Source organism: Desulfamplus magnetovallimortis, assembly GCF_900170035.1.
In the GTDB taxonomy this organism is placed as follows: Bacteria; Desulfobacterota; Desulfobacteria; order Desulfobacterales; family Desulfobacteraceae; genus Desulfamplus; species Desulfamplus magnetovallimortis.
The window spans coordinates 714,407-735,121 of sequence record NZ_LT828540.1; the positions used below are offsets into that span (position 1 = coordinate 714,407).

Here is a 20,715-nt window from a genome sequence, read left to right on the forward strand (position 1 = left end):
ATATCTGGATGTATGCCAATGAAAAGTGTTGATTCAGAAGTTTATCGACCTGGAGACTATATTGATGCAGAGAGAGAGACCCTGGCAGCCGAGCTTGACTCCAATTTGAGTGACCGCCTGGATACAATAGACGCATCCCTTAAAAAACTTGAACAGCTCCTGGCAAAACAGGAGAATTCTCTTAAGCAGCTCTCTTCCAGGTATGAAACATTGCACAATGAATACCAGAAACGCAAAACCGCCGATTACCAAGGAACACAAGCCCTTGCACAAAACATAAAACAAGCCACTGGCAAGACTGTGGAATCAACCGCTGAGACTATACAATCAACCACAGGACAAGCTATACAATCCACCTCAGGGCAAGCTATACAATCCACTGATCAAACCATACAAGCCACTGGTAAAACAGTGAAATCCACCGGAGAGGCTATACAATCCGCCACCGGGCAAGCAATACAGTCAACGGACCATGCCCTTTCCCAGATTTCAGAATCCATTAAATCCACTGCTCAACAAAACAGAGAAAATATCAAATCGACACCCAATGCCATTAGCGAAAAATATGCAAAACTTTCAGAAACTGCGTTTTCAAATAGTGAGGATCCTGAAATAATATATACAAAGGCACGGTCTCTTCTCCTTGAAAACAACCCTGAAAAGGCCGAAGAACTCTTTTCAGAGTTTTCCAAAAGATACCCTGATCATGCACTTGCAGTAAACGCACTCTACTGGAAAGGAGAGTGTCGATATACACTGCGTGACTACAACGGAGCAATTGCCATATTTAAGTCTCTTGTGGAAAAATATCCTGATGGAGTAAAAGTGCCTGATGCGCTCCTAAAAACTGCCTATGCCTATCTATCTATGGACGATACTGACAGGGGATATCACTTCTTGAAAACAGTTGTAAAACAGTATCCATTCTCCTATGCCGGAGAAAAAGCGGCAGAAAAACTTAAAACGCTCCAATAACAACCAAATTGTGCAGATGTTGTGCGAACTTATTGATAATCCTCTATGAGGGTAACTAATTGAGCTCATTATTAAAGAAAATTAAAAGACTTATCATAAAAGGTAATTATCAATTTACTCTGAAAGCAGAAACAGAACTTGAATCTGATGGCTTAATAATTGAAGATGCGCTTGAATCAATACTTAATGCTGAAGATATTTATAAAATTTTAAACAGTAGTAATCCTAAAACTTACAAAAAAGAAAAATTATATATTATTAAAAGTCTCACTTATGATGATATTTTAATCTACACAAAAGGTAAAATAGCTAAAATAAACAAACAGGATCAATTTTATATCTTAATTTCTTCAAAAAGGTCATTATCATGAATCGAGATACAATAAAATTATGCCCGATGTGTAACAGTAGTAATATAGAGCATATAGTTGGTGATCATTTCAGTAAAATAAGAGGTATAGCGCATAATGTACCACAAACTATTTGTCACGATTGTGGTGAAGTATTCTTAGGGCCTGATAGCTTAGAAGTAATTCGTCTATACGAAAATCAAATGAAAGAAGCATCATAATACCCTTGATTTGCTTATTTTTTTTGTAAGTGATTGATTTTATTAATAGTGGAATAATTAGATAGCAGTTTTATCTTTAATTACAGTGTTTTATAAAAATGAGCTAAAAATTGGACAATAAGAAACAAACAATGTGAACAACAGAATTTGTGAAAAACTTTTCATACCCTATGCTGATACCTCACTCAATGATGCAATACAAATCATGGCTTCTTCTTAAATCTGTTCCAGGTCTTGGTAATATCCTATACAAAAGGCTTATCGAAAGATTTGAACACCCTGATAATGTCTTCTCGGCTCATATTTATGACCTTGGACAGATCAACGGCATGGGTAAAAGAGTTATATCAGCCATTAAAAACTGTCGTATTACAAAAGAGATAGAAGATGAACTTAATCAAATACACAACAAAGGTTTCAGAATTATCACCTTAATTGACGAAGAATACCCTCCTCTTCTGAAACAGATTCCCGACCCTCCACCTTATTTTACCTGCCTTGGCAACCTTGATAACAGCTATCCTTCCATTGCAATTGTGGGATCACGAAAAGCAACTGCATATGGCCTGGGAACTGCTGAAAAACTTGGATATGATCTTGCATCAAGAGGCTTTCAGGTTACAAGCGGAATGGCTCTCGGAATTGACACTGCTGCCCATGAAGGAGCGCTCAAGGCAGGGGGGAAAACAATTGCTGTTCTTGGAAGCGGCCTTGCCAACATATATCCACGAGGAAACAGAGATCTTTTCAAAAAAATAGCCGCCAACGGTGCTGTTATTTCTGAATTCAAGGTACATGCCATACCTGACCCCAGGCACTTTCCCATAAGAAACCGCATAATATCAGGCATATCCACTGGCACGATTGTGGTTGAGGCGGCTGCAAAAAGCGGTTCCCTGATTACTGCAAGGCTTGCTGCCGAATATGACCGCGAAGTTTTTGCTGTTCCCGGCAATATCCAGTCATCCAACACCACAGGAACCCATGCTCTTCTGAAACAGGGAGCAAAACTTGTTGAAAATTATGAAGATGTCATGGAAGAGCTCCATCATATGATTCATGAGCGACCATCCATAAATGGAGATAATCCGGATATAGATACTACTCCAGCAAGAGGAGAGGGTTTTCAAAATCTTGATATATGTACAAATTCAACAAGAAGAGAGAACGTCCATAATCCAAATAACTGTACAACTTCAACAAGAACAAAAACATCTTCTTGCGATGCTGAAGTGACTGCTCAAAATTCAAGCATCAAAAAAATCGCCGGAAGAAGTTCAAAACAATCAATTCCCATTACCCAACAATCCCTTTTTACACAAGATAAGCATCAAAATGAAATTATAACAATGCTTGAGAACTCCTCTCCTCTGCATATTGATGTCATAATAGATAAATCATCTGCAAGTACAGCCGAGGTAACGGCTGCCTTGCTGGATCTTGAACTATCCGGAATCATAATGCAGAAACCCGGAAAAATGTTTTGTTTAGCATATCCGGCACCCCATTGAGGAGTTTAAGGAGAGTAACCCAGACTTGAGGAGTAAATGTGAGTAAACCACTGTTAATTGTAGAGTCCCCCACCAAAGTTAAAACACTTAAAAAATACCTTGGCAAAAAATATAATGTTGCAGCCACAGCCGGCCATATTAAGGATCTTCCACAAAAGGATCTTGGAATCGACATTGAAGATGATTTCAAGGCAAAATATATTACCATAAAAGGCAAATCAAAAATTGTTCAGGAGCTTAAAAAAGCAGCAGGCGATACTGACATTGTATATCTTGCCCCTGACCCTGATCGTGAAGGTGAAGCAATTGCTTTTCATGCTGCTGATGTATTAAAAAAAAAGGGACGTCAATTTTACAGGGTTCTTATTCATGAACTGACACAAAAAGGTATCCAGGAAGCCCTCAATTCACCAATGGAACTGAACTTTGACCGCTATGAAGCACAGCAGACCCGCAGAACACTTGACAGACTTGTTGGATACCAGATATCTCCCCTTTTATGGAGAAGGGTTCAAGGAAGCCTGAGTGCCGGCAGGGTTCAGTCTGTTGCAGTTAAAATAATTTGCGACAGGGAGAGGGAGATAAGGGCATTTGAACCTGAAGAGTATTGGAGCATAACAGCCCATCTTGAGGCGCAATCTCCGCCTGCTTTTCTTGCATCACTTACACGCAAAAAAGGCAAAAAAATATCCATTGCAAATGAAGATGAATCAAACTTTATTCTGAATGAACTTCAAAATTCAGATTTTATCGTGGATCGTATCACCATAAAGACAATCAAACGCAATCCACTGCCCCCCTTTATCACAAGCAAGCTCCAGCAGGATGCAATTAACAGGCTTAAATTTTCGGCAAAAAAAACCATGATTGTTGCCCAGCAACTGTACGAGGGAATTGATATAGGAAAAAACGGTCCCGAAGGTCTTATTACCTATATGCGTACAGACTCCACCCGTATTGCAGCCGAAGCAGCACATGAAGCACTGGAACTTATCCGTGAAAAATTCGGCTCAGAATATGCTCTTGACCAACCCCGTTTTTTTAAAAACAAAAGCAAAGTGCAGGATGCCCATGAGGCCATTCGCCCCACTTCTGTATTTAATACTCCTGGAAAGGTTCAGCCATTTCTCACTCCCGATCAATTCAGGCTTTACGACCTGATATGGAAAAGGTTCATGGCATCACAGATGGCCCAGGCCATAATTGACCAAAAAAATATATCAATACAGGCCAGTGACTATACATTCAGCGTTGGGGGAAGCACAACCAGATTTGAAGGGTTTATGGCCCTCTATTCTCCCACTGAAAATAGACCTGACGACGCTGGTAAAGATGATAACGGCAATGACAATAAGAATAACAGCCCGAATAATTCCAGCGAAAGTGTCAATATTGATAATGACACTGATGATTTCAGCAGAAATGGTGAAACTGAATCCGGAAAAATGAGCGTGAATTATGGATTATCAACAACTGATGAGGAGAGCAGCTCCAAATCTGCCACAACAACCGCCAGTAAAGATAAACAGGTACTTCCCCACCTTGAGGAGGGTATGAAACTTGGGGTTAAAGAGATCATACCAAAGCAGCATTTCACAAAGCCGCCACCTCGATTTTCTGAGGCATCACTTGTAAAGGAGCTTGAAGAGAACGGAATAGGCCGACCCAGTACATATGCAACAATTCTATCCACCATCAGGGACAAAGGATATGTGGATCTTGTTAAACGCTATTTTATACCAAGCGAGCTTGGCTTTATTGTAAATGACCTTCTTGTTGACTCATTTCCGGAAATCCTTGATGCTGCATTTACCGCAAATATGGAGAGTCTTCTTGATAATATTGAAACAGGATCAAAAAAATCCATTGAGGTACTAAACGAATTTTACCAACCATTCAACAAAAAACTGGAACATGCAAAAGAGCACATGCTCAGTGTTAAAGGGGTAGGTATTGCAACTGACCTGAAGTGCCCTGAATGTGAAAAACAGCTCAATATAAAAATTGGTAAAAATGGTCAGTTCATTGCCTGTACAGGATATCCGGAATGCACCTTTTCAAGTAATTATTCACGTGATGAAAAGGGAAACATTGAAATTCTGGAGACTAAAATTGATAACACAAAGGTGAAGGATTGTGATTTGTGCGGTAAACCCATGGTCAGAAAAGAGGGAAGATACGGAGAGTTTCTCGCTTGCACAGGTTACCCCGAGTGCAAGCATACTGAATCTCTTTTTGCCGCAGAACCTGCTAAAGCGACAGACATTAAATGTCCACTTGAAGGATGCGATGGTACAATCGTAGAAAAAAAATCCAGGCGCGGCAAAGCATTTTTTGGTTGTAACAGCTACCCGGAGTGCGATTTTGCATCATGGGATAAGCCTGTTAACAAACAATGCCCAGAGTGTGGATCAACTTTTCTTGTGGAAAAAGAGACCAAAAAAGAGGGACTTATTTTGAAATGCCCTGTAAAGGGCTGTAAGTATAAAGAGAGTCAGCAGTAAAAAGCTTTTCATAACCAATCAGCTAAATGATTGCGAGGGCATAACAACGATGCATGAAAGCCTTTATATGTCAGTATGTTATGAAAGCTTTCTAACCTACGGGTTGTAAACGACAAAAGGGTTACAGTATCTAACTGCAACCCTTGTATTTTCGGCAAATAAACAGGGAAGCCATTGGCAAACTGGATGAATGTTTCACAAAAAATTGTAGTGCGAAAAGAAAAACAAAATCAATTTTTGCTACATTTTCACTACATAAACAAAAAAGGGTTACAGCTTATTGACTGTAACCCCTTGAAATCATTGGTACGCCCGGAGGGATTCGAACCCCCGGCCTGCGGATTCGAAGTCCGACGCTCTATCCAGCTGAGCTACGGGCGCATATTGAACCTGCAAATAGCTGTAATAATCAGCTAAAGAATGGGGTGAGTGACGGGACTTGAACCCGCGGCCACCAGGGCCACAACCTGGTGCTCTACCAACTGAGCTACACCCACCGCAAAAAAACAACTCGGCCTATATATCAATTTTTATCTGCCATTGCAACAATTTTCTTTTATGGCAAAAGAATATGGTAACATCTCTGCAAAAAACCTTTGCAGTTCTGCGACAATAATTACCGATCCTGCAAAAAACCTTTTCAATTCCGAAATAATCACTTCCGATCCTGCAAAAAAAAAATTTCCGGTGCAGGAAACACAAAAAGAGGTTAAAAATCTGTCTGAATTGCAAAATATTTGCAAATGCCTCATCACTTACCAAAATCATATTGACCCATGAATGAAGTTTGTTTATTATTTTTCGGCGTACACACCAAATGGTAAATAATTCATTTTAACATAAATGGCGGATATCCACCACAAACGAAGTTATGAAAAAGAGAACCCCATTATGAATACTTTTTATGTATTTATTGCAAGGATTATACTTGGCATGGTTTTCGGCATTCTTATTACAAGAATATTCAGGCCGGAATGGACAATTTTTCATGGAGTTGCAATGGGTGCAGGACTTGTTGCTGTTGCCTATGTTATGTCCATGATACGACAAAAGAACAAAAAAGGTTAAAGTAAAGACCTGCACGATGGCAAAAAACAATTAAGGAGCTGTTGCAAATTGAAACAGATTATCTTGGGAACCGCAGGACATATTGACCATGGCAAGACAAGCCTTATAAGGGCTCTCACCGGCATTGAAACTGACCGTCTCAAGGAAGAGATAAAGCGGGGAATTACAATTGAACTTGGCTTTGCATCAATAACACTTTCCGACGGTAATGTGATCGGTATTGTGGATGTTCCGGGCCATGAAAAATTTGTCAAGAACATGGTTGCAGGTGCAAGTGGAATTGATCTTGTATCAATGGTTATTGCAGCAGATGAAGGCGTTATGCCCCAGACCCGGGAACACATGGAGATATGTACCCTCATGGGCATCAAACATGGCTTTATTGCAATGACCAAAATTGACCTTGTGGATGAAGATCTGATGGAACTTGCCATGGATGATGTCAGGGAATTTACAAGGGGTACATTTCTTGAGGATGCTCCTGTTGTTCCGGTATCTTCCACAAAAAATCTTGGACTTGACCTTTTCAGGAGCACTCTTGAAAAAATATGCAATGAGATACCAGAACGACCTTACTCTCCGATTTTCAGGCTTCCTGTTGACAGAGTTTTTTCCATGAAGGGGTTTGGAACAGTAATAACAGGTACCCTGGCTTCAGGAAAAATTGATGTTGGTGAAAATATAATGGTATTTCCATCAAGGGTTACCTCAAAAGTCAGGGGTATTCAGGTGCATGGAAAAAGTGTGGAATCTGCATCATCAGGAACCAGGACGGCAATAAATTTTCAGGGGCTTGACAGGGAAAATGTAAACAGAGGAGATATACTCTCCACACCAGACACCCTTAAACCATCGTATATGGTTGATGCCCATCTTCATTTCCTTTCCAGTAATACAAAGCCTGCAAAGGCTCGCACAAGGGTGAGATTTCATTCCGGAACAAGTGAAATCATGGGAAATGTCATTCTCCTTGACAGAGAAGAACTTATGCCCGGAAGTTTAGCCCCGGTACAGATACGCCTTGAAAACCCCATTTGTGTAATGCATGGAGACCATTTTGTAATAAGAAGCTACTCTCCTGTAAGAACCATAGGAGGAGGTCATATTCTCAATCCTTTTCCTGGAAAACACAAGCTGTTCAATCAGGAAATTATTGATGGCCTTAACGGCCTTCTTGACAATGATCCACAACAGAATATCTCCTTTTTTTCAAAAATGGGCAGACATAATGGTGTTTCATTTGGAGAACTTCGTCTAATGACTCCTCTGCCTGACAAAAAACTTGACGGGATTCTACAGAAAATGCTTGCATCAAGATCCCTTGTGTTGAGTGACAAAGAGAAAAGAACCTATATTCATGGAGAAATTTTCGATGCCCTGTCAAACGATGTATTAAAGCTGCTTTCCGCATATCATGAGGAGAATCCTCTTAAGGAAGGTATCTCTAAAGAGGAGCTGAAATCAAAATTCAGAGCATTTAAGTCCAAGGACTCAAAGCTTTTCCCGCTTGTCACCTCAAGGCTTGTCAAGGATGGCAACATTGTGCAGGAGGGAAACACCATACGTCTTGCAACACACAAGGTCGCACTACAGGTTGACCTTAAAGCTGTAAAGGAGAAAATCGCTAAAATATATGAAAGGGATGGCCTTACTCCTCCATTTTTCAGAACAATATGCAGTGAACTCGAAGTTGATCCAAAAATAGCAAGAGATGTCCTCCAGATGCTGATTGACGAAAAACGCATCGTAAAAACCAAGGATGATCTATACTTTGATATCCAGGCCATCAAAAAAATTGAAGCTCAGCTTTTAGAGTTCCTTACCCGTGAAAATGAAATTACAACCCCACAGTTCAAGGATATGACCGGAATTTCCAGAAAATATGTGATTCCTCTGATAGAGTATTTTGATGCAATCAATTTCACCATTCGTGTAGGTGATACAAGGCAGCTCAGAAAAAAAATATAGTAACCTGTTGTCAACCCCAATTTTTTATCCTTCATCTATAGTCATAAGTTCTCATAACTGCTACCTGATATTGTGTTTTTGTTTGTCTCAAAACCCCATGGATGGTGGACGATGAAAGAACTTATGACTAACGAGATCATTCAAACCATTTTAATACAGGAGAAGAGTCAATGAGCAACAAAACAAACCAGATTATTTTTGCAGGCTACATTATCTTGATGGTTATTGTGGCAGCTATTTTTAACAGCCAGAGTACAACGCATTCTGATGGCGAAGCTGTGACATCCCACGCTGAAACAGTAGTATCTGCAGAACAGCATGCTACAGATACCGCTGAACAACCTGTGGCTGACCACTCCCCATCCAGCAAAACCCAGACTGCAGATGCGTCCCATGAGCAAGACCCCACACCATCAGATGACCCGGCAGCACATAAGGAGGCTGTTGAACCTGATGCTGACACTGCAAAACAAAATGAAAAGCTTGCCATGCTGAGTCAGGCACTGAAAAAAATTGCAGAAATTGATAACCGAAAACCTATAATCTCCGAGCAGGAGGGAAATCCCTTTGCAGGCAAACCATCTCCTGACCTGGCAATTGCAAAACTTCAACAGGGTAACGACAGGTTTGTAAATGGAGAGGCCATCCATCCCAACTTAGATGCTGCAAGGCTTAAACTTGCTGCAATTGAAAACCAGGGAGACCATGCCTATGCAACAGTAATAACCTGTTCTGACTCTAGGGTTCCTGTTGAAGCCCTTTTTGATGCTGGAATCATGGATATCTTTGTTATCCGTGTTGCAGGAAATGTGTGTGATGTGGATGAAAGAGGTTCCATTGAATATGGCCTTGCCCATGTACACACTCCTGTTCTTGTGGTTCTTGGACATACCCAGTGTGGTGCTGTAACAGCCGTTACCCATGCTGTTCAGGGTCATGGCCATCCACTTGAAAGAAACATACCTGATCTTGTTGCCAATATTGAACCTGCTGTCAAAAAAGCCATGGATTTGAATCCTGATATAAAAGGAGATGATATTATCCCCTTTGCAATTGAGGAGAACGTATGGACAGGTATTGAAGAACTTTTCATGGAAAGCCCTGTAACAAGGGATTTTGTTAAAAAAGGATTTGCAAAGGTTGTTGGTGCAATTTACGATGTAGGCACTGGAAAGGTAAGCTGGCTGCCCGAGGATAAAACTTTCGAAATCCTTGAAAAAGTTGAAGCATCTCCGGAAAAAGCTGTCATAAGTGACTCTGAAGAATCATCTGCACAGAAGAACCATGAAGAGACCTCAGATCAAAAGAAACAGGAAGAGCCATCAGAGCAAGAGAGCCAAGAAGCACCTCCTGCGGAAGATGCACAGGATAAAGTGACAGAAGACCCTGCCGTAAGCCATACATAATGCATTTTTTGGGTTTGGCTCTAACGTCACCCACTGTAGGGGGCAATCCTGTGCGATTGCCCCCTTGAAGAGCAGACATACAGCTTGAAGAGCAGGCACACAGCTTGAAGAGCAGACACACAGGTGTCAGCCCCTACAAAAAAGGCCAACCTTTAAATCAATTCAATCCCGAGACTATCACCTAAAAAAACTATATTTCATCAACGAACCAGGATACCACGCTATCAAGAAATATCCACCCTTCAACGTTAAGATGAAAAAATTCTTGTGCAATCCCCTCCCCTTTTGTTTCATGATTAATCTCATATGTGCTTTTTCCACTGCATAGCTCACCCCAGGATCTGGATTTTACCCTTTCCATTACCGTACCAAAAAGTTTATCAAAATCGCAATTAAACTTATGCTCAAAATTTTTGATATTTATCCCTTCAGCAGTTCTTAGTCCAAGCATTACAGTTTCTATCATTTTCTGTTCTATTGTGAGTTTTTCCTCCATTTTTAAAGGCAACTTTCCTCTATTTAATCGTGCAATATAGGTTTTAACGCTGGAATCATTGGAAAAACGATTAATTCCGTCATATGAATGGGCAGATGGGCCAAATCCCAGATAAGGTACCATATTCCAGTATTTCCTGTTATGCTTGGATTGACAGCAAAGTTCTTTCTCTTTTTTCTTCATACATCGGGCAAAATTTGATATTTCATAATGGTAAAAATCGTGGGAAGCAAGATAGCCTGATGTCTGCTTAAAAAGTAATGAGACCTTTTCATCATCAAGTGGTTTGAATTTATTTCCGGCAACTTCATCATACATTGGAGTTCCAGGCTCATAGGTGAGCATATAGCATGAAAGATGTTCACAGTTCATGCTGATTGCAACATCAAGATCATATTTCCAAGAATTCTGGGTCTCGCCAGGAAGGCCATACATAAGATCAATGCTGATATTATCAAAACCTGCCTTTCTTGCTGATTCGATGGTGTTGATTGCAGTTCCGGCAGAATGGATTCTTTTTAAAAAAGAGAGCTTATGATCCTGAAAGGACTGCACCCCTATGCTTAAGCGATTAACGCCTATACTCCTTATATTTTCAAGCTTTCTGGTTATCTCAGCAGTTGTACCGGTATCTGTGCCATTGCCCAGAGCTTTTGCGTAGTTATTCTTATTACTATGCCCATTAAATCCTTGCTGTTTAATTTGGGCAATATCTGAAATGCACAATGTTCCGGGATTGATCTCCATTGTTATCTGGGGGTTATCCATAACATTAAAGCATTTTATTATATGTGCTATAATTTTTTCGGTCTGGCCACAAGAAAGCAGAGACGGGGTTCCTCCGCCAATGTAAATGGTATCAATATTTAGATCTGGCTCAGCCCTGAACTCAAGCTCATGGAGAAGAGCATCCATAAAAATATCTAAATAGCTAAGTTCAGAGACAGAATAAAAATCACAATATGGACATTTCCTTGCACAAAATGGGATATGAATATAAATTCCCGCAGGAATTGAATTAGTAATAATGTTTGACATTTTTGTATTATTAGCACCGTCTGTGTTTCTCAAAATCGACATCTTGTTGGCTTTATCTGCATTTATTGCATTTGTCTCAATTAAATTAGCGCCCTTCGGGCGTGCTTTTACATAACTACTTGCTTTAGCAGTAGAAAAAATGGTAACCCATCAAATATTAAATTATAGATTGCTGTTTTACTCATTTTTGCGAGAAATTTATGTTTAAAAAAATATTCATTGCCTTTTTTATGATACTCTTTGTTTCAGGTGCCTGTGTGTCAGGCGGTATATACATGTTTCAACAATTTATATCTACCCCTGCAAATTTGACATTGCACAAACAGGCCGCTGAATTTTACAATAAAAACAGTGATTCCGGAAAAGATATTACATCTTCAAAATTAACTGTAAAGCATATAAAAGAGACAAACAGTCAAGAATCAGTTAGCCTTCATGAAAAAAAGGCCAACAGTCAGGAATCAGTTGACCTCCATGAAAAAGAGATCAATGTTCAGGAATCAGTTGATTCCCATGAAGAAGACAATTTATTTATCATTAAACCAGGGGAAAGTCTTCAACACATGGCAAAAAGGCTTGAAGAGAGAGGGTTGATAACAAACAGGCATCTTTTCAGGTTACTTGCAATGGTAAGGGGAAATGCAAAAAAAATTCAGGCTGGAGAATATAAGATATCTTCAACTGAAACCCCTGAAGTAATACTTAAAAAATTTGTAGAAGGCAAGGTTCATCTCCACCGGATAACCATACCAGAGGGGCTTACTGTAAAGGAGATTGCAGAGATTGTTGAAAAGGCAGGATTTGGAAACAGGGCAGATTTTATAAGGCAGGCTTCAGATCCACTGTTTATCGCCAGGATCGGTATTTTTATAAATGAAAACAAGGACAAACTTTCACTGTCAATGGAAGGCTATCTGTTTCCTGACACATATTTTTTTCCAGCAGGAGCTACCCATAAGGAGATCATGGCAACAATGATTTCACGATTTAAGGAGATTTTCAAGCCTGCCTGGTTTGAGAGATGTAAAAAACTTGGTTTTTCTCCCCATGAGATAGTCATCCTTGCTTCAATAATCGAAAAAGAGACAGGGGCTGACCATGAACGCCCCATTATATCATCGGTTTTCCACAACAGATTAAAAAGAAATATGCGCCTTCAGAGCGACCCCACAGTCATATATGGTATTCCTGATTTTAACGGCAACATAACACGCAAAGATTTAAAAAAGGCTACACCTTACAATACCTACGCAATCTCAGGTCTTCCGGCAGGTCCCATTGCAAATCCCGGAGAACACTCCATAAAGGCTGCCCTCTTCCCTGACAAAAGCGATTTTATCTATTTTGTCTCAAAAAATGATAAAACACATCATTTTTCAAAGACATTAAGGGCACATAACAGAGCAGTTAAAAAATATCAGCTTGGCAATTTATGAGGCAATGGACAGGGGCGCAAAATAACGTAATATCAGTCAAATTGATTCAAATAGACAATTAAAGCTCCACTCTGGCTTTTTCGTTTTCTGTCCCACTCAAACCAGAGTACAACACCTTCTTTTTTTAGGCGAATCAAGATATCTTCAACAACATCAGGCAGAACAGCTCCAAATTCAGAGTGAATGCCGCGTCCAACAATTATCTGCAACGTAAAAAAGCCGTTTCTCCAGAGCCTCCTCAACCACTGCTCCACTCTTTGTCTGGCAGCAGCGGAGGTCATTCCATGCAGGTCAAGTACATTCTGGGCAGGAGGATAACGTTTTAATCTTTTTTTAAGAGGTAGTGGCTCAGGTACTCCTCTATCACTTTTTTCACGCATGATGGCATCTCTGTTCTTGCCTTTAAGTGAATCTTCAAGAAGCTTTGGAAATACCTCTTCTTCTCCAGTTTCATAAGATTTTTCTCTAAAAAGTCTGGAAAGGCTTTCTGAACCGTCAAGAAAAGGAATTCCATGTTTGTCTTTTCTCATGGCTAATCGAGATGCAGAAGGAAGCTCGGAAGATCTGTTTCTGAAAACTGAATTCCCACTTCTTTTACCGTGAAAATCCTCCCCATGAATTTCATGATCCGGAGAGACCTTTGAATTCGGCCTTGAATGCTTAGCATCTTTTATTACATGCTTAACATCTTTTATTACAGATATGGATGAAGTTGCTCCAGAAGAGCCGGAAGATGCTGAATCTGCTATATTTGGATGAACATCAGATTCATAAGAGTAGCCATGGTCAGGTGAAATTTTTGGATCAAGTTCATCTTCCATGTCCGAAAAAATTTTGTATAAATCGGTATTGCCATCAAAAACAGCAATACCGTTCCTGTTTTTTCGAGGATTTTCAGATGGTTTTCCTGAAATATTTTTTATATTTTTATTTTTTCTAAACATCTTGCCATACTACTTCACAAGGGTGTTTTTTTCAAGGATAATGACGTTCTCACGATTGACTTTAACAGCACATACTGATATTGTATCCGCTTATGAATATAGGAAATATTGTAGAATACATCGACCAGCAAAAAATCATATGTGCTGTTGTGCTGCAGATAAAAAAGCAGCGATTAAGGCTTCTTACGGAATTTAACCGTGAAGTTAATATCTCTGTTGGCAGGCTCTCTCACCTGTCAGGAGAAAGCCTTGACATGACAGCATCAAGGGATGCCCTTGTCCGGAATCTTAAGCAGTGTGCTTTATCAAGACAAGAACTCTCAAAGGATATAAACATACAGGAGTTATGGGAACTTCTACATGAAGATGAAGAGCCAATAGATCTTGAAACCATGACATCTTTCTGTTTCGATCCGCCGGTCACCCCTGACCATGAAACAGCAGTTGTCAGGGCATTCTTCAATGACAAGCTCTACTTTAAATTCAGTAAGGATATCTTTTTCCCCAATACTCCTGACCAGATTGACAACAAGCTGAATCAGCTTCGGGAAGCAGAACGAAAGGAAAAGCTTGTTGAGCAAGGAGCCTTATGGCTCAATACTATTGATAAAGGCTCTTTTTCAGACTCAGAACCATCCCCTTCTCCACCAGATCCTGAAATTGTGACCATCCTCAAGGATTACTATATATATGACAAGGATAGCCGTGCAGCAGCAGATGCAAGGGCAATCATGTCACGAGGCGGCATTGATTCCCCGCATCAGGTGTTTAATCTGCTGGTAAAGTCAGGGATATGGAATGAACATGAAAATCTTGACATTATCCGCATGGATATACCTGTTGATTTTCCGGAATCTGTACATAAAAACACTGCAGGGCTTATAGCAAACCACGATGATTTTCTAAATGATCCAAAAAGAATGGATCTTCAGGATATCCCGCTAATTACCATAGACGGCCAGTCCACACTTGACTATGACGATGCCATAAGCCTTCAGAAAGAAGATGACGGTTATATACTTGGTATCCACATAATTGATGTTGGCTTTTTTATCAAAAATGATGATCCAGTGGATCGTCACGCAAGGCTCAGGGGAAGCTCAATTTATATGCCGGATGATAAAATTCCGATGCTGCCCCCTGATCTGTCCGAAGATCTTTGCAGCCTTGTGGAAGAAAAAATCAGACCCGGAATCAGCACTATTGTAAGGCTTAACCGCTTTTTCGAGATAATCGACTATGATATTGTGCCAAGTATTATAAAGGTTCATCACCAGATGACATATACAGAAGCCAATATTCTTAACGGGGAAGATGACCCGATAACCACTCTGTACAGAATTGCTACAGTACTTCGGGAAAAACGCATAAAGGCAGGTGCGGTGCAGATCACCCTTCCTGAAGTAAATCTCTGGATTGAAGAGAATGGAGATATTGGAATATCAAAAATTGACAGAGAAAACCCTTCAAGAATGCTCATATCAGAGCTTATGATTCTTGCCAACTCACTTATGGCTGAATTTTTGTCAAAACACAATGTCCCTGCTGTATTCAGATCCCAGCCTGATCCAAAACAGCGTCTGTTTCAGGGTGTTGAAACATCACTTTTTCTCAACTGCATGCAGCGCAGGCAACTTAACAGAGCAATAATAGGCACATCCCCGGAACATCACTCCGGACTTGGAGTGGATGCCTATGTCACAGCAACATCACCCATCAGAAGATATTATGATCTCCTTACCCAGCGTCAAATAAGGGGAATTTTAGGGTACGAGCCCGCCTACTCAAAGGATGAACTTCAACATATACTGCACACCATTGAAACCGCTGTGGGCAACACCGGAAGAGTTCAATACCAGAGACGAAGATACTGGCTGCTTAAATACCTTGAAGGAATGAAAGGCTCAAAGGAAGACGCCCTTGTTCTTGATGCAAGAAGGGATAATTTCACTGTCCTTTTAAAAGAGTATATGCTTGAGTGGCGTATCCCCTCCAGCAACATTAATGCAAAACCAGGTGATATAATTCAGGTGACAATTCAACATGCAGATGCCCGCCGTGATCAATTATCTCTTTTGCTATGATCTTTTATGTTGTACCCTTTAATAAATAACGTAACTATTTCCAAAAGTTTAAAATATTGCTTGATTTCCTTTTAATTAACATATACGATTCTTACCCATTAAGCTTTTCATGAGCTTGCTTTATCTTAAGCGTTTCATGAGCTTGCAATTGCAAAGTTTCGTTCTACAGGGAAGACCATTTTGCTAAAGTGGCATGAACCTTGAGTTTGGAACTATTATTTTTTATTTTTTTTTAGGAGATTGTCCACATGGCAGAAGGTATTGTAAAATGGTTTAACGATTCTAAAGGTTTTGGTTTTATTGAGCAGGAAAATGGTCCGGATGTATTTGTACACCACACAGGAATAAACGCTTCTGGTTTCAAATCCCTGAATGAAGGTGACAAAGTAACATTTGAGATTAAACAGGGCCAAAAAGGTCCTTCCGCTGTGGATGTTACCGTTAAATAAAAGCCACTATGTCTTAAATATATGGTAGTGTCATAAAAGTGTTGATATCTTTTTGTGAAAGCCCTGCTGAATCAAGCTTTGTGAAGAGTTCATCAACATATTTGGGACACTGCCAAATATATAATCATTGAAAAAAGCGTACTTAAGTTTTTATGGCACCCTCCATTTTTTTGCAGGGTGCCTTTTTTATTTTTGAGCCAAATAATTTTTAACGTTTTGAAAAACAAAGCTTAAACAGGCCATAAATCAAAGGCGACACCCATGATCTTTTGAGCATCATCTCATCCATGCTTCCAGATATTTCACCCACAAATTATTTTTTCTTCCTGTAAAGCATTTTTGTTGTTTATACTTTTACAATGCTGTGCTACTTAAGCAGTCATGTATATTACAGCAACAATACTTTTTATTATTGGCATGGCTATGGGTGCCGTTTACGGCTACTTCTATCTTCAAACTACCCTTGAAAGATTTTTCTCCTTTATTGCAGGAGGATTTTTTGGAAGCTGCGCCGGTGCCATCTGTTTTATCTATCTCTATTTTTCATCAGGCTCCAATGACCTGGATGAAGAAAGTGATAAAAAAACTTATCATACAACTCCTATCTCGCCTGAACCCGTAGCTTTGGAGACGGAAAAAGCGAATAACCTTCCCACACTTGCCTGTAACGGCAATGGCGTAGAACAGCCACAAAGCAATATTAAACTTCCAGAGGCCTTAAAAAAAGAGGAATCTAACATAAGAGGGGAATCCAATATAAAAAATGGACTTTTTGCAAAAACAAAAGATCTATTTGACCCAAAACAGCAAAAATAAAAAAACTTGAAAAAGAGCTTCGCAAGCTGAAGAAAAAACAGAACCAGAACAATATCAACAGATAGAGACAGCGCACCTTATGACTATACAGTGGTTCCCGGGACATATGCAGGAGACCGAAAAGTTTCTTAAAAAAGCGGTTTCCAGTGTAGATACAATAATGGAGATCCTTGATGCAAGGCTTCCCTATTCAAGTGCAAACCCTCTTCTTGACAAAATATGCAAAAATGTTTTTCGATTAAAAATCCTTAACAAACAGGATCTTGCAGACCCTGATGTCACACTCTCATGGCTCCATCATTACAGAGATATTGGGGAAAACGCAATTGCTGTTACAGGTACAAGCCCTGTCGAGACCTGGCGTGCGGCAGAGTATGCCCTTGCCGGAATAAACAGATCAAAATCGAGACGTATTCGCGTAATGGTGGCAGGAATTCCAAACACCGGAAAATCAACCATAATGAACTCTCTGGCCGGAAAAAAAATTGCCAAAACCGGAAATACCCCGGCAATAACCCGTCATCAGCAAAGAACAAGCCTCAAAAAGCAAATTGATATTTATGATACTCCAGGCATTTTATGGCCAATCCTGGAAAATAAAAATGGTGCATATCGCCTTGCTGTCAGCGGAGCTATCTCCGACACAGCCATTGATTATTCAGACATTGCCATGTTTGCCATTGCACTTATGATAAAAAGATATCCTGAAAGATTAAAACAAAGATATGGAATATCCATTCAGGAGCCTGAAAACAGTCAATCTGCGGATTTTGAAGAAACTGAACCTCTTAAGATACTTGAAGAGATAGGAACAACAAGGGGATGCCTTAAAAAAGGCGGTGTAATTGATTATCAAAAAGCATCGGAACTTTTTATCAGGGAACTTAGAGCCGGAAAGCTTGGGAGAATATCATTTGAAACCAACCAGGAGGCAATGGAAGAGCAGAAAGCTCTGTTAGAGGAGTGGAAATCTCAGGTACAATATAATGATTTAACATCCACAAAATAATTGAGTAATTCCAATGAAAAAAAGTACTTTATCAAATTTTTTACACACTGTCGCAAAACCTGCAAAAATTTTCAGAAATCATTCAGCACAGACTCTTGCATCAATTTTTATTATGATGCTATCTATCACTTTTTCTATACCTTCAGCATCAGCAGACGGCAAGGTTGCATTCTCCTTTGAGAACGGTCTTCCAGGAATTGAGAGCCTGGAAAAAATGACATTCACCCGGGAAGATTCTATTTTATGCAAAAGCATTGTTCATGCACTTGAGAGATATCACTATTCCAATCTTGAGTTCAATGATGAACTCTCATCCAGAATTCTGGATCAATATTTAAATACACTTGATCCGTCAAAAAGCCTTTTTACAAAAAGTGAGATAAACGAATTTGAAAAGGTACGTTACTGGCTTGACAATACCCTGGAAAAAGGTGAACTCACCCCTGGATATGCAATATTCAACATATACCTTGAAAGGTCATTCATAAGGCTTACCCATATCCTAAACTCCATTGAAAAATGGGAAACACTTTTTGATTTTAATGCAGAGGAAGAGATAATTCTTGACCGCACTGATCTTCCTTGGCCGGAAAATTTGGAAGAGCTTAAAAAAATATGGGACAGCGAGCTTAAAAATACAATCCTTTCCCTGAAACTTGATGGAGAAAGTAACGAAGATATTACAAATCTTCTTTCAAAACGCTATAAAAGCAGGCTTAACAGGCTGCTCCAAACAGATACAGCAGATACATTTAAGATATATATAAACTCCGTGGCCATGACTTTTGATCCCCATACCCAATTTTTTCCACCAAGGATGTCAGAGGATTTTGACATACAGATGAGTCTCTCACTGGAAGGGATAGGCGCTGTTCTGCAGAGTGAATATGAATACACAAAAGTGGTAAGCCTTGTTCCGGCAGGCCCTGCTGACAAGTCAGGGCAGCTTATGCCGGGAGACAAGATTATCGGCGTGGGACAGGGGGTGCAAGGGCCATTTCAGGATACAGTGGGTTGGAGAATTGACGAGGTTGTCAACCTTATCCGCGGCCCAAAGGATACAATGGTCAGACTCAGGGTAATACCGGCGGCCCAGAAAGGGGTACAAAATGCACGCACAGTCAGCATTAAACGTGACAAGGTAAAACTTGAAGAGCAGGCTGCAAGCAAGGAGATTGTTACCATAAACCGGAATGGCAGAACTTTAAGGGTTGGCACAATTACCATTCCCACATTTTACCTTGATTTCAAGGGCATGCAGGAGGGTTCAACTGATTACAAAAGCACCACAAGAGATGTTATGAATCTGCTCAATGACCTTAAAAATGAAAAAATAGACGGCTTGATCATTGATCTGAGGGACAATGGGGGCGGAGCACTTCAGGAAGTTAACCAGCTTACAGGGCTTTTTATTAAATCTGGCCCTACTGTGCAGATAAGATCCAGAAACGGCTATATGTCAAGACTTGAAGACCCAGACCCTGTCATATATTACAGAGGGCCTCTCATGGTGATGATAAACCGCATGAGTGCATCTGCTTCTGAAATATTTGCAGGTGCAATCAAGGATTATCACCGCGGCATTATTGTGGGTACCCGAACATTTGGCAAGGGAACAGTTCAGGCTCTTCAACCGATTGAAGATGGACAGCTTAAACTTACAACCTCAAAATTTTACAGGGTATCAGGAGAGAGCACCCAGAACCTTGGAGTTCTTCCTGATATTGAATTTCCGTCCATTTATAACAGTGATGAGACAGGAGAAAGCTCCCTCGATGGTGCCCTGCCCTGGGATAAATCCATAAAAGCAAACTACAACTCTTATAAAAGCATGACCCCTTTAATCACAGCTCTTAAACAGAAACATACCAAAAGGGTGGATAACCAACCAGGATTTACCTATCTTAAAAAACGGTTTGAACTCTCAAAGGAGCTATATACATTAAAAACTCTTCCATTAAATATTGAAAAAAGAAAGGCATACAAGGAACGAATGAACAGTATGGAACTTGAGATAGAAAATCATCTGAGGGTTTCAAAGGGTCTTGAACCTGTCTCATCCATTGAAGAGATTCACCAGGATGACGAAGAGACAGAAGAGCTTTCTGACAATTCACAGAAAAACACCTCAAGTAAGAAAAAAGATAAAGATGATATACTCCTTGATGAAGCCCGTGAGATGATGGCTGATTTGATTACAGAATCTGAGGCAAAAAGATACAGGTGGTAAAGGATTTTTTATATAACGTACATGGCGGATAGCCGCCACAATCGAAGAGATGAAAGTCGTTTTAAAAACAGCCACTTACTGAGACTTTCATATAAACCAACATGGCGGTTCACCGCCACAATGGAAGAGTTGAAAGTCTTTATAAAAACAGCCATTTGCGGGGACTTTCATATAAATGGCCATGGCAGAGCCATCTGCCACAACGAAGCA

Annotated in this window: 16 protein-coding genes and 2 tRNA genes; 14 read left to right on the forward strand and 4 right to left on the reverse strand. The window is 40.0% G+C overall.

Features of this window, described 5'->3' with window-relative positions; genetic code table 11:
- Positions 1-18 precede the first annotated feature (18 nt).
- The 5 genes from ybgF to topA all read left to right on the forward strand — a co-directional run bounded on the left by ybgF (position 19) and on the right by topA (position 5,561).
- Complete coding sequence (gene ybgF, locus MTBBW1_RS02795; RefSeq protein WP_186441051.1) at positions 19-975, forward strand: tol-pal system protein YbgF; 957 nt, start codon at positions 19-21, stop codon at positions 973-975.
- 59 nt (positions 976-1,034) lie between these two features.
- Entirely contained in the window at positions 1,035-1,346 is a 312-nt protein-coding gene (locus tag MTBBW1_RS02800; RefSeq protein WP_080798865.1) for a hypothetical protein, read from the forward strand.
- A 26-nt stretch (positions 1,347-1,372) separates the two neighbouring features.
- Entirely contained in the window at positions 1,373-1,546 is a 174-nt protein-coding gene (locus MTBBW1_RS30285) for a hypothetical protein (RefSeq protein WP_425430004.1), read from the forward strand.
- A 188-nt stretch (positions 1,547-1,734) separates the two neighbouring features.
- On the forward strand, positions 1,735-3,057 hold the full coding sequence (gene dprA / locus MTBBW1_RS02805) for a DNA-processing protein DprA (protein ID WP_186441052.1): 1,323 nt from the start codon (positions 1,735-1,737) through the stop codon (positions 3,055-3,057).
- Between the two features lie 38 nt (positions 3,058-3,095).
- Positions 3,096-5,561, forward strand: a complete 2,466-nt coding sequence (gene topA, locus MTBBW1_RS29370) for a type I DNA topoisomerase (protein ID WP_245809218.1) — start codon at positions 3,096-3,098, stop codon at positions 5,559-5,561.
- A gap of 304 nt (positions 5,562-5,865) precedes the next feature.
- On the opposite strand, the gene MTBBW1_RS02815 is transcribed toward topA, so the two are convergent.
- Both MTBBW1_RS02815 and MTBBW1_RS02820 read right to left on the reverse strand, forming a co-directional pair.
- Positions 5,866-5,942: transfer RNA gene (locus MTBBW1_RS02815), tRNA-Arg, on the reverse strand.
- A gap of 40 nt (positions 5,943-5,982) precedes the next feature.
- Positions 5,983-6,058: transfer RNA gene (locus MTBBW1_RS02820), tRNA-His, on the reverse strand.
- A 394-nt stretch (positions 6,059-6,452) separates the two neighbouring features.
- Between MTBBW1_RS02820 and MTBBW1_RS28115 the strand changes: the two genes are divergently transcribed.
- From MTBBW1_RS28115 to MTBBW1_RS02835, 3 genes are all read left to right on the forward strand, one after another.
- Positions 6,453-6,629 (forward strand): hypothetical protein, encoded by a 177-nt coding sequence (locus MTBBW1_RS28115; protein WP_186441053.1) that lies wholly within the window; start codon positions 6,453-6,455, stop codon positions 6,627-6,629.
- Positions 6,630-6,677: 48 nt separating this feature from the next.
- Complete coding sequence (gene selB / locus MTBBW1_RS02830; RefSeq protein ID WP_080798873.1) at positions 6,678-8,597, forward strand: selenocysteine-specific translation elongation factor; 1,920 nt, start codon at positions 6,678-6,680, stop codon at positions 8,595-8,597.
- Positions 8,598-8,767: 170 nt separating this feature from the next.
- Complete coding sequence (locus MTBBW1_RS02835) at positions 8,768-10,003, forward strand: carbonic anhydrase (protein WP_245809219.1); 1,236 nt, start codon at positions 8,768-8,770, stop codon at positions 10,001-10,003.
- Between the two features lie 190 nt (positions 10,004-10,193).
- Here the strand turns inward: MTBBW1_RS02835 and MTBBW1_RS02840 are convergent, their stop codons facing one another.
- The gene (locus MTBBW1_RS02840) at positions 10,194-11,570 is read right to left on the reverse strand and encodes a coproporphyrinogen-III oxidase family protein (RefSeq protein WP_186441054.1); all 1,377 of its coding nucleotides are present in this window, start codon (positions 11,568-11,570) and stop codon (positions 10,194-10,196) included.
- 167 nt (positions 11,571-11,737) lie between these two features.
- On the opposite strand from MTBBW1_RS02840, the gene mltG reads away from it, so the two are divergent.
- Positions 11,738-12,973, forward strand: a complete 1,236-nt coding sequence (gene mltG / locus MTBBW1_RS02845; RefSeq protein ID WP_245809220.1) for an endolytic transglycosylase MltG — start codon at positions 11,738-11,740, stop codon at positions 12,971-12,973.
- A gap of 32 nt (positions 12,974-13,005) precedes the next feature.
- Here the strand turns inward: mltG and MTBBW1_RS02850 are convergent, their stop codons facing one another.
- Positions 13,006-13,917 carry a Smr/MutS family protein gene (locus MTBBW1_RS02850; protein ID WP_080798878.1) on the reverse strand — a complete coding sequence of 304 codons (912 nt, stop codon included), beginning with the start codon at positions 13,915-13,917 and terminating at the stop codon, positions 13,006-13,008.
- Positions 13,918-14,009: 92 nt separating this feature from the next.
- Here MTBBW1_RS02850 and MTBBW1_RS02855 point away from each other — a divergent pair, with 92 nt between their 5' ends.
- From MTBBW1_RS02855 to MTBBW1_RS02875, 5 genes are all read left to right on the forward strand, one after another.
- Complete coding sequence (locus MTBBW1_RS02855) at positions 14,010-16,001, forward strand: ribonuclease catalytic domain-containing protein (protein ID WP_080798882.1); 1,992 nt, start codon at positions 14,010-14,012, stop codon at positions 15,999-16,001.
- A gap of 248 nt (positions 16,002-16,249) precedes the next feature.
- Positions 16,250-16,450: a cold-shock protein gene (locus MTBBW1_RS02860; protein WP_080798885.1), complete on the forward strand. Its 201-nt coding sequence runs from the start codon at positions 16,250-16,252 to the stop codon at positions 16,448-16,450.
- Between the two features lie 381 nt (positions 16,451-16,831).
- A complete protein-coding gene (locus MTBBW1_RS02865) occupies positions 16,832-17,266 on the forward strand; it encodes a hypothetical protein (protein ID WP_080798888.1) in 435 nt (144 codons plus the stop codon).
- Between the two features lie 79 nt (positions 17,267-17,345).
- Entirely contained in the window at positions 17,346-18,275 is a 930-nt protein-coding gene (ylqF, locus tag MTBBW1_RS02870; protein ID WP_080798890.1) for a ribosome biogenesis GTPase YlqF, read from the forward strand.
- 13 nt (positions 18,276-18,288) lie between these two features.
- On the forward strand, positions 18,289-20,505 hold the full coding sequence (locus MTBBW1_RS02875; protein ID WP_080798891.1) for a carboxy terminal-processing peptidase: 2,217 nt from the start codon (positions 18,289-18,291) through the stop codon (positions 20,503-20,505).
- Positions 20,506-20,715 lie beyond the last annotated feature (210 nt).

Bases quoted from the DNA above. Each gene is read 5' to 3' on its own strand.
- MTBBW1_RS30285 (WP_425430004.1), top strand. From the start codon at position 1,373: ATGTGTAACAGTAGTAATATAGAGCATATAGTTGGTGATCATTTCAGT.
- dprA (WP_186441052.1), top strand. From the start codon at position 1,735: ATGATGCAATACAAATCATGGCTTCTTCTTAAATCTGTTCCAGGTCTT.
- MTBBW1_RS02860 (WP_080798885.1), top strand. From the start codon at position 16,250: ATGGCAGAAGGTATTGTAAAATGGTTTAACGATTCTAAAGGTTTTGGT.
- mltG (WP_245809220.1), top strand. From the start codon at position 11,738: ATGTTTAAAAAAATATTCATTGCCTTTTTTATGATACTCTTTGTTTCA.
- MTBBW1_RS02835 (WP_245809219.1), top strand. From the start codon at position 8,768: ATGAGCAACAAAACAAACCAGATTATTTTTGCAGGCTACATTATCTTG.
- MTBBW1_RS28115 (WP_186441053.1), top strand. From the start codon at position 6,453: ATGAATACTTTTTATGTATTTATTGCAAGGATTATACTTGGCATGGTT.
- ybgF (WP_186441051.1), top strand. From the start codon at position 19: ATGAAAAGTGTTGATTCAGAAGTTTATCGACCTGGAGACTATATTGAT.
- MTBBW1_RS02850 (WP_080798878.1), bottom strand. From the start codon at position 13,917: ATGTTTAGAAAAAATAAAAATATAAAAAATATTTCAGGAAAACCATCT.
- MTBBW1_RS02865 (WP_080798888.1), top strand. From the start codon at position 16,832: ATGTATATTACAGCAACAATACTTTTTATTATTGGCATGGCTATGGGT.
- MTBBW1_RS02875 (WP_080798891.1), top strand. From the start codon at position 18,289: ATGAAAAAAAGTACTTTATCAAATTTTTTACACACTGTCGCAAAACCT.
- MTBBW1_RS02855 (WP_080798882.1), top strand. From the start codon at position 14,010: ATGAATATAGGAAATATTGTAGAATACATCGACCAGCAAAAAATCATA.
- ylqF (WP_080798890.1), top strand. From the start codon at position 17,346: ATGACTATACAGTGGTTCCCGGGACATATGCAGGAGACCGAAAAGTTT.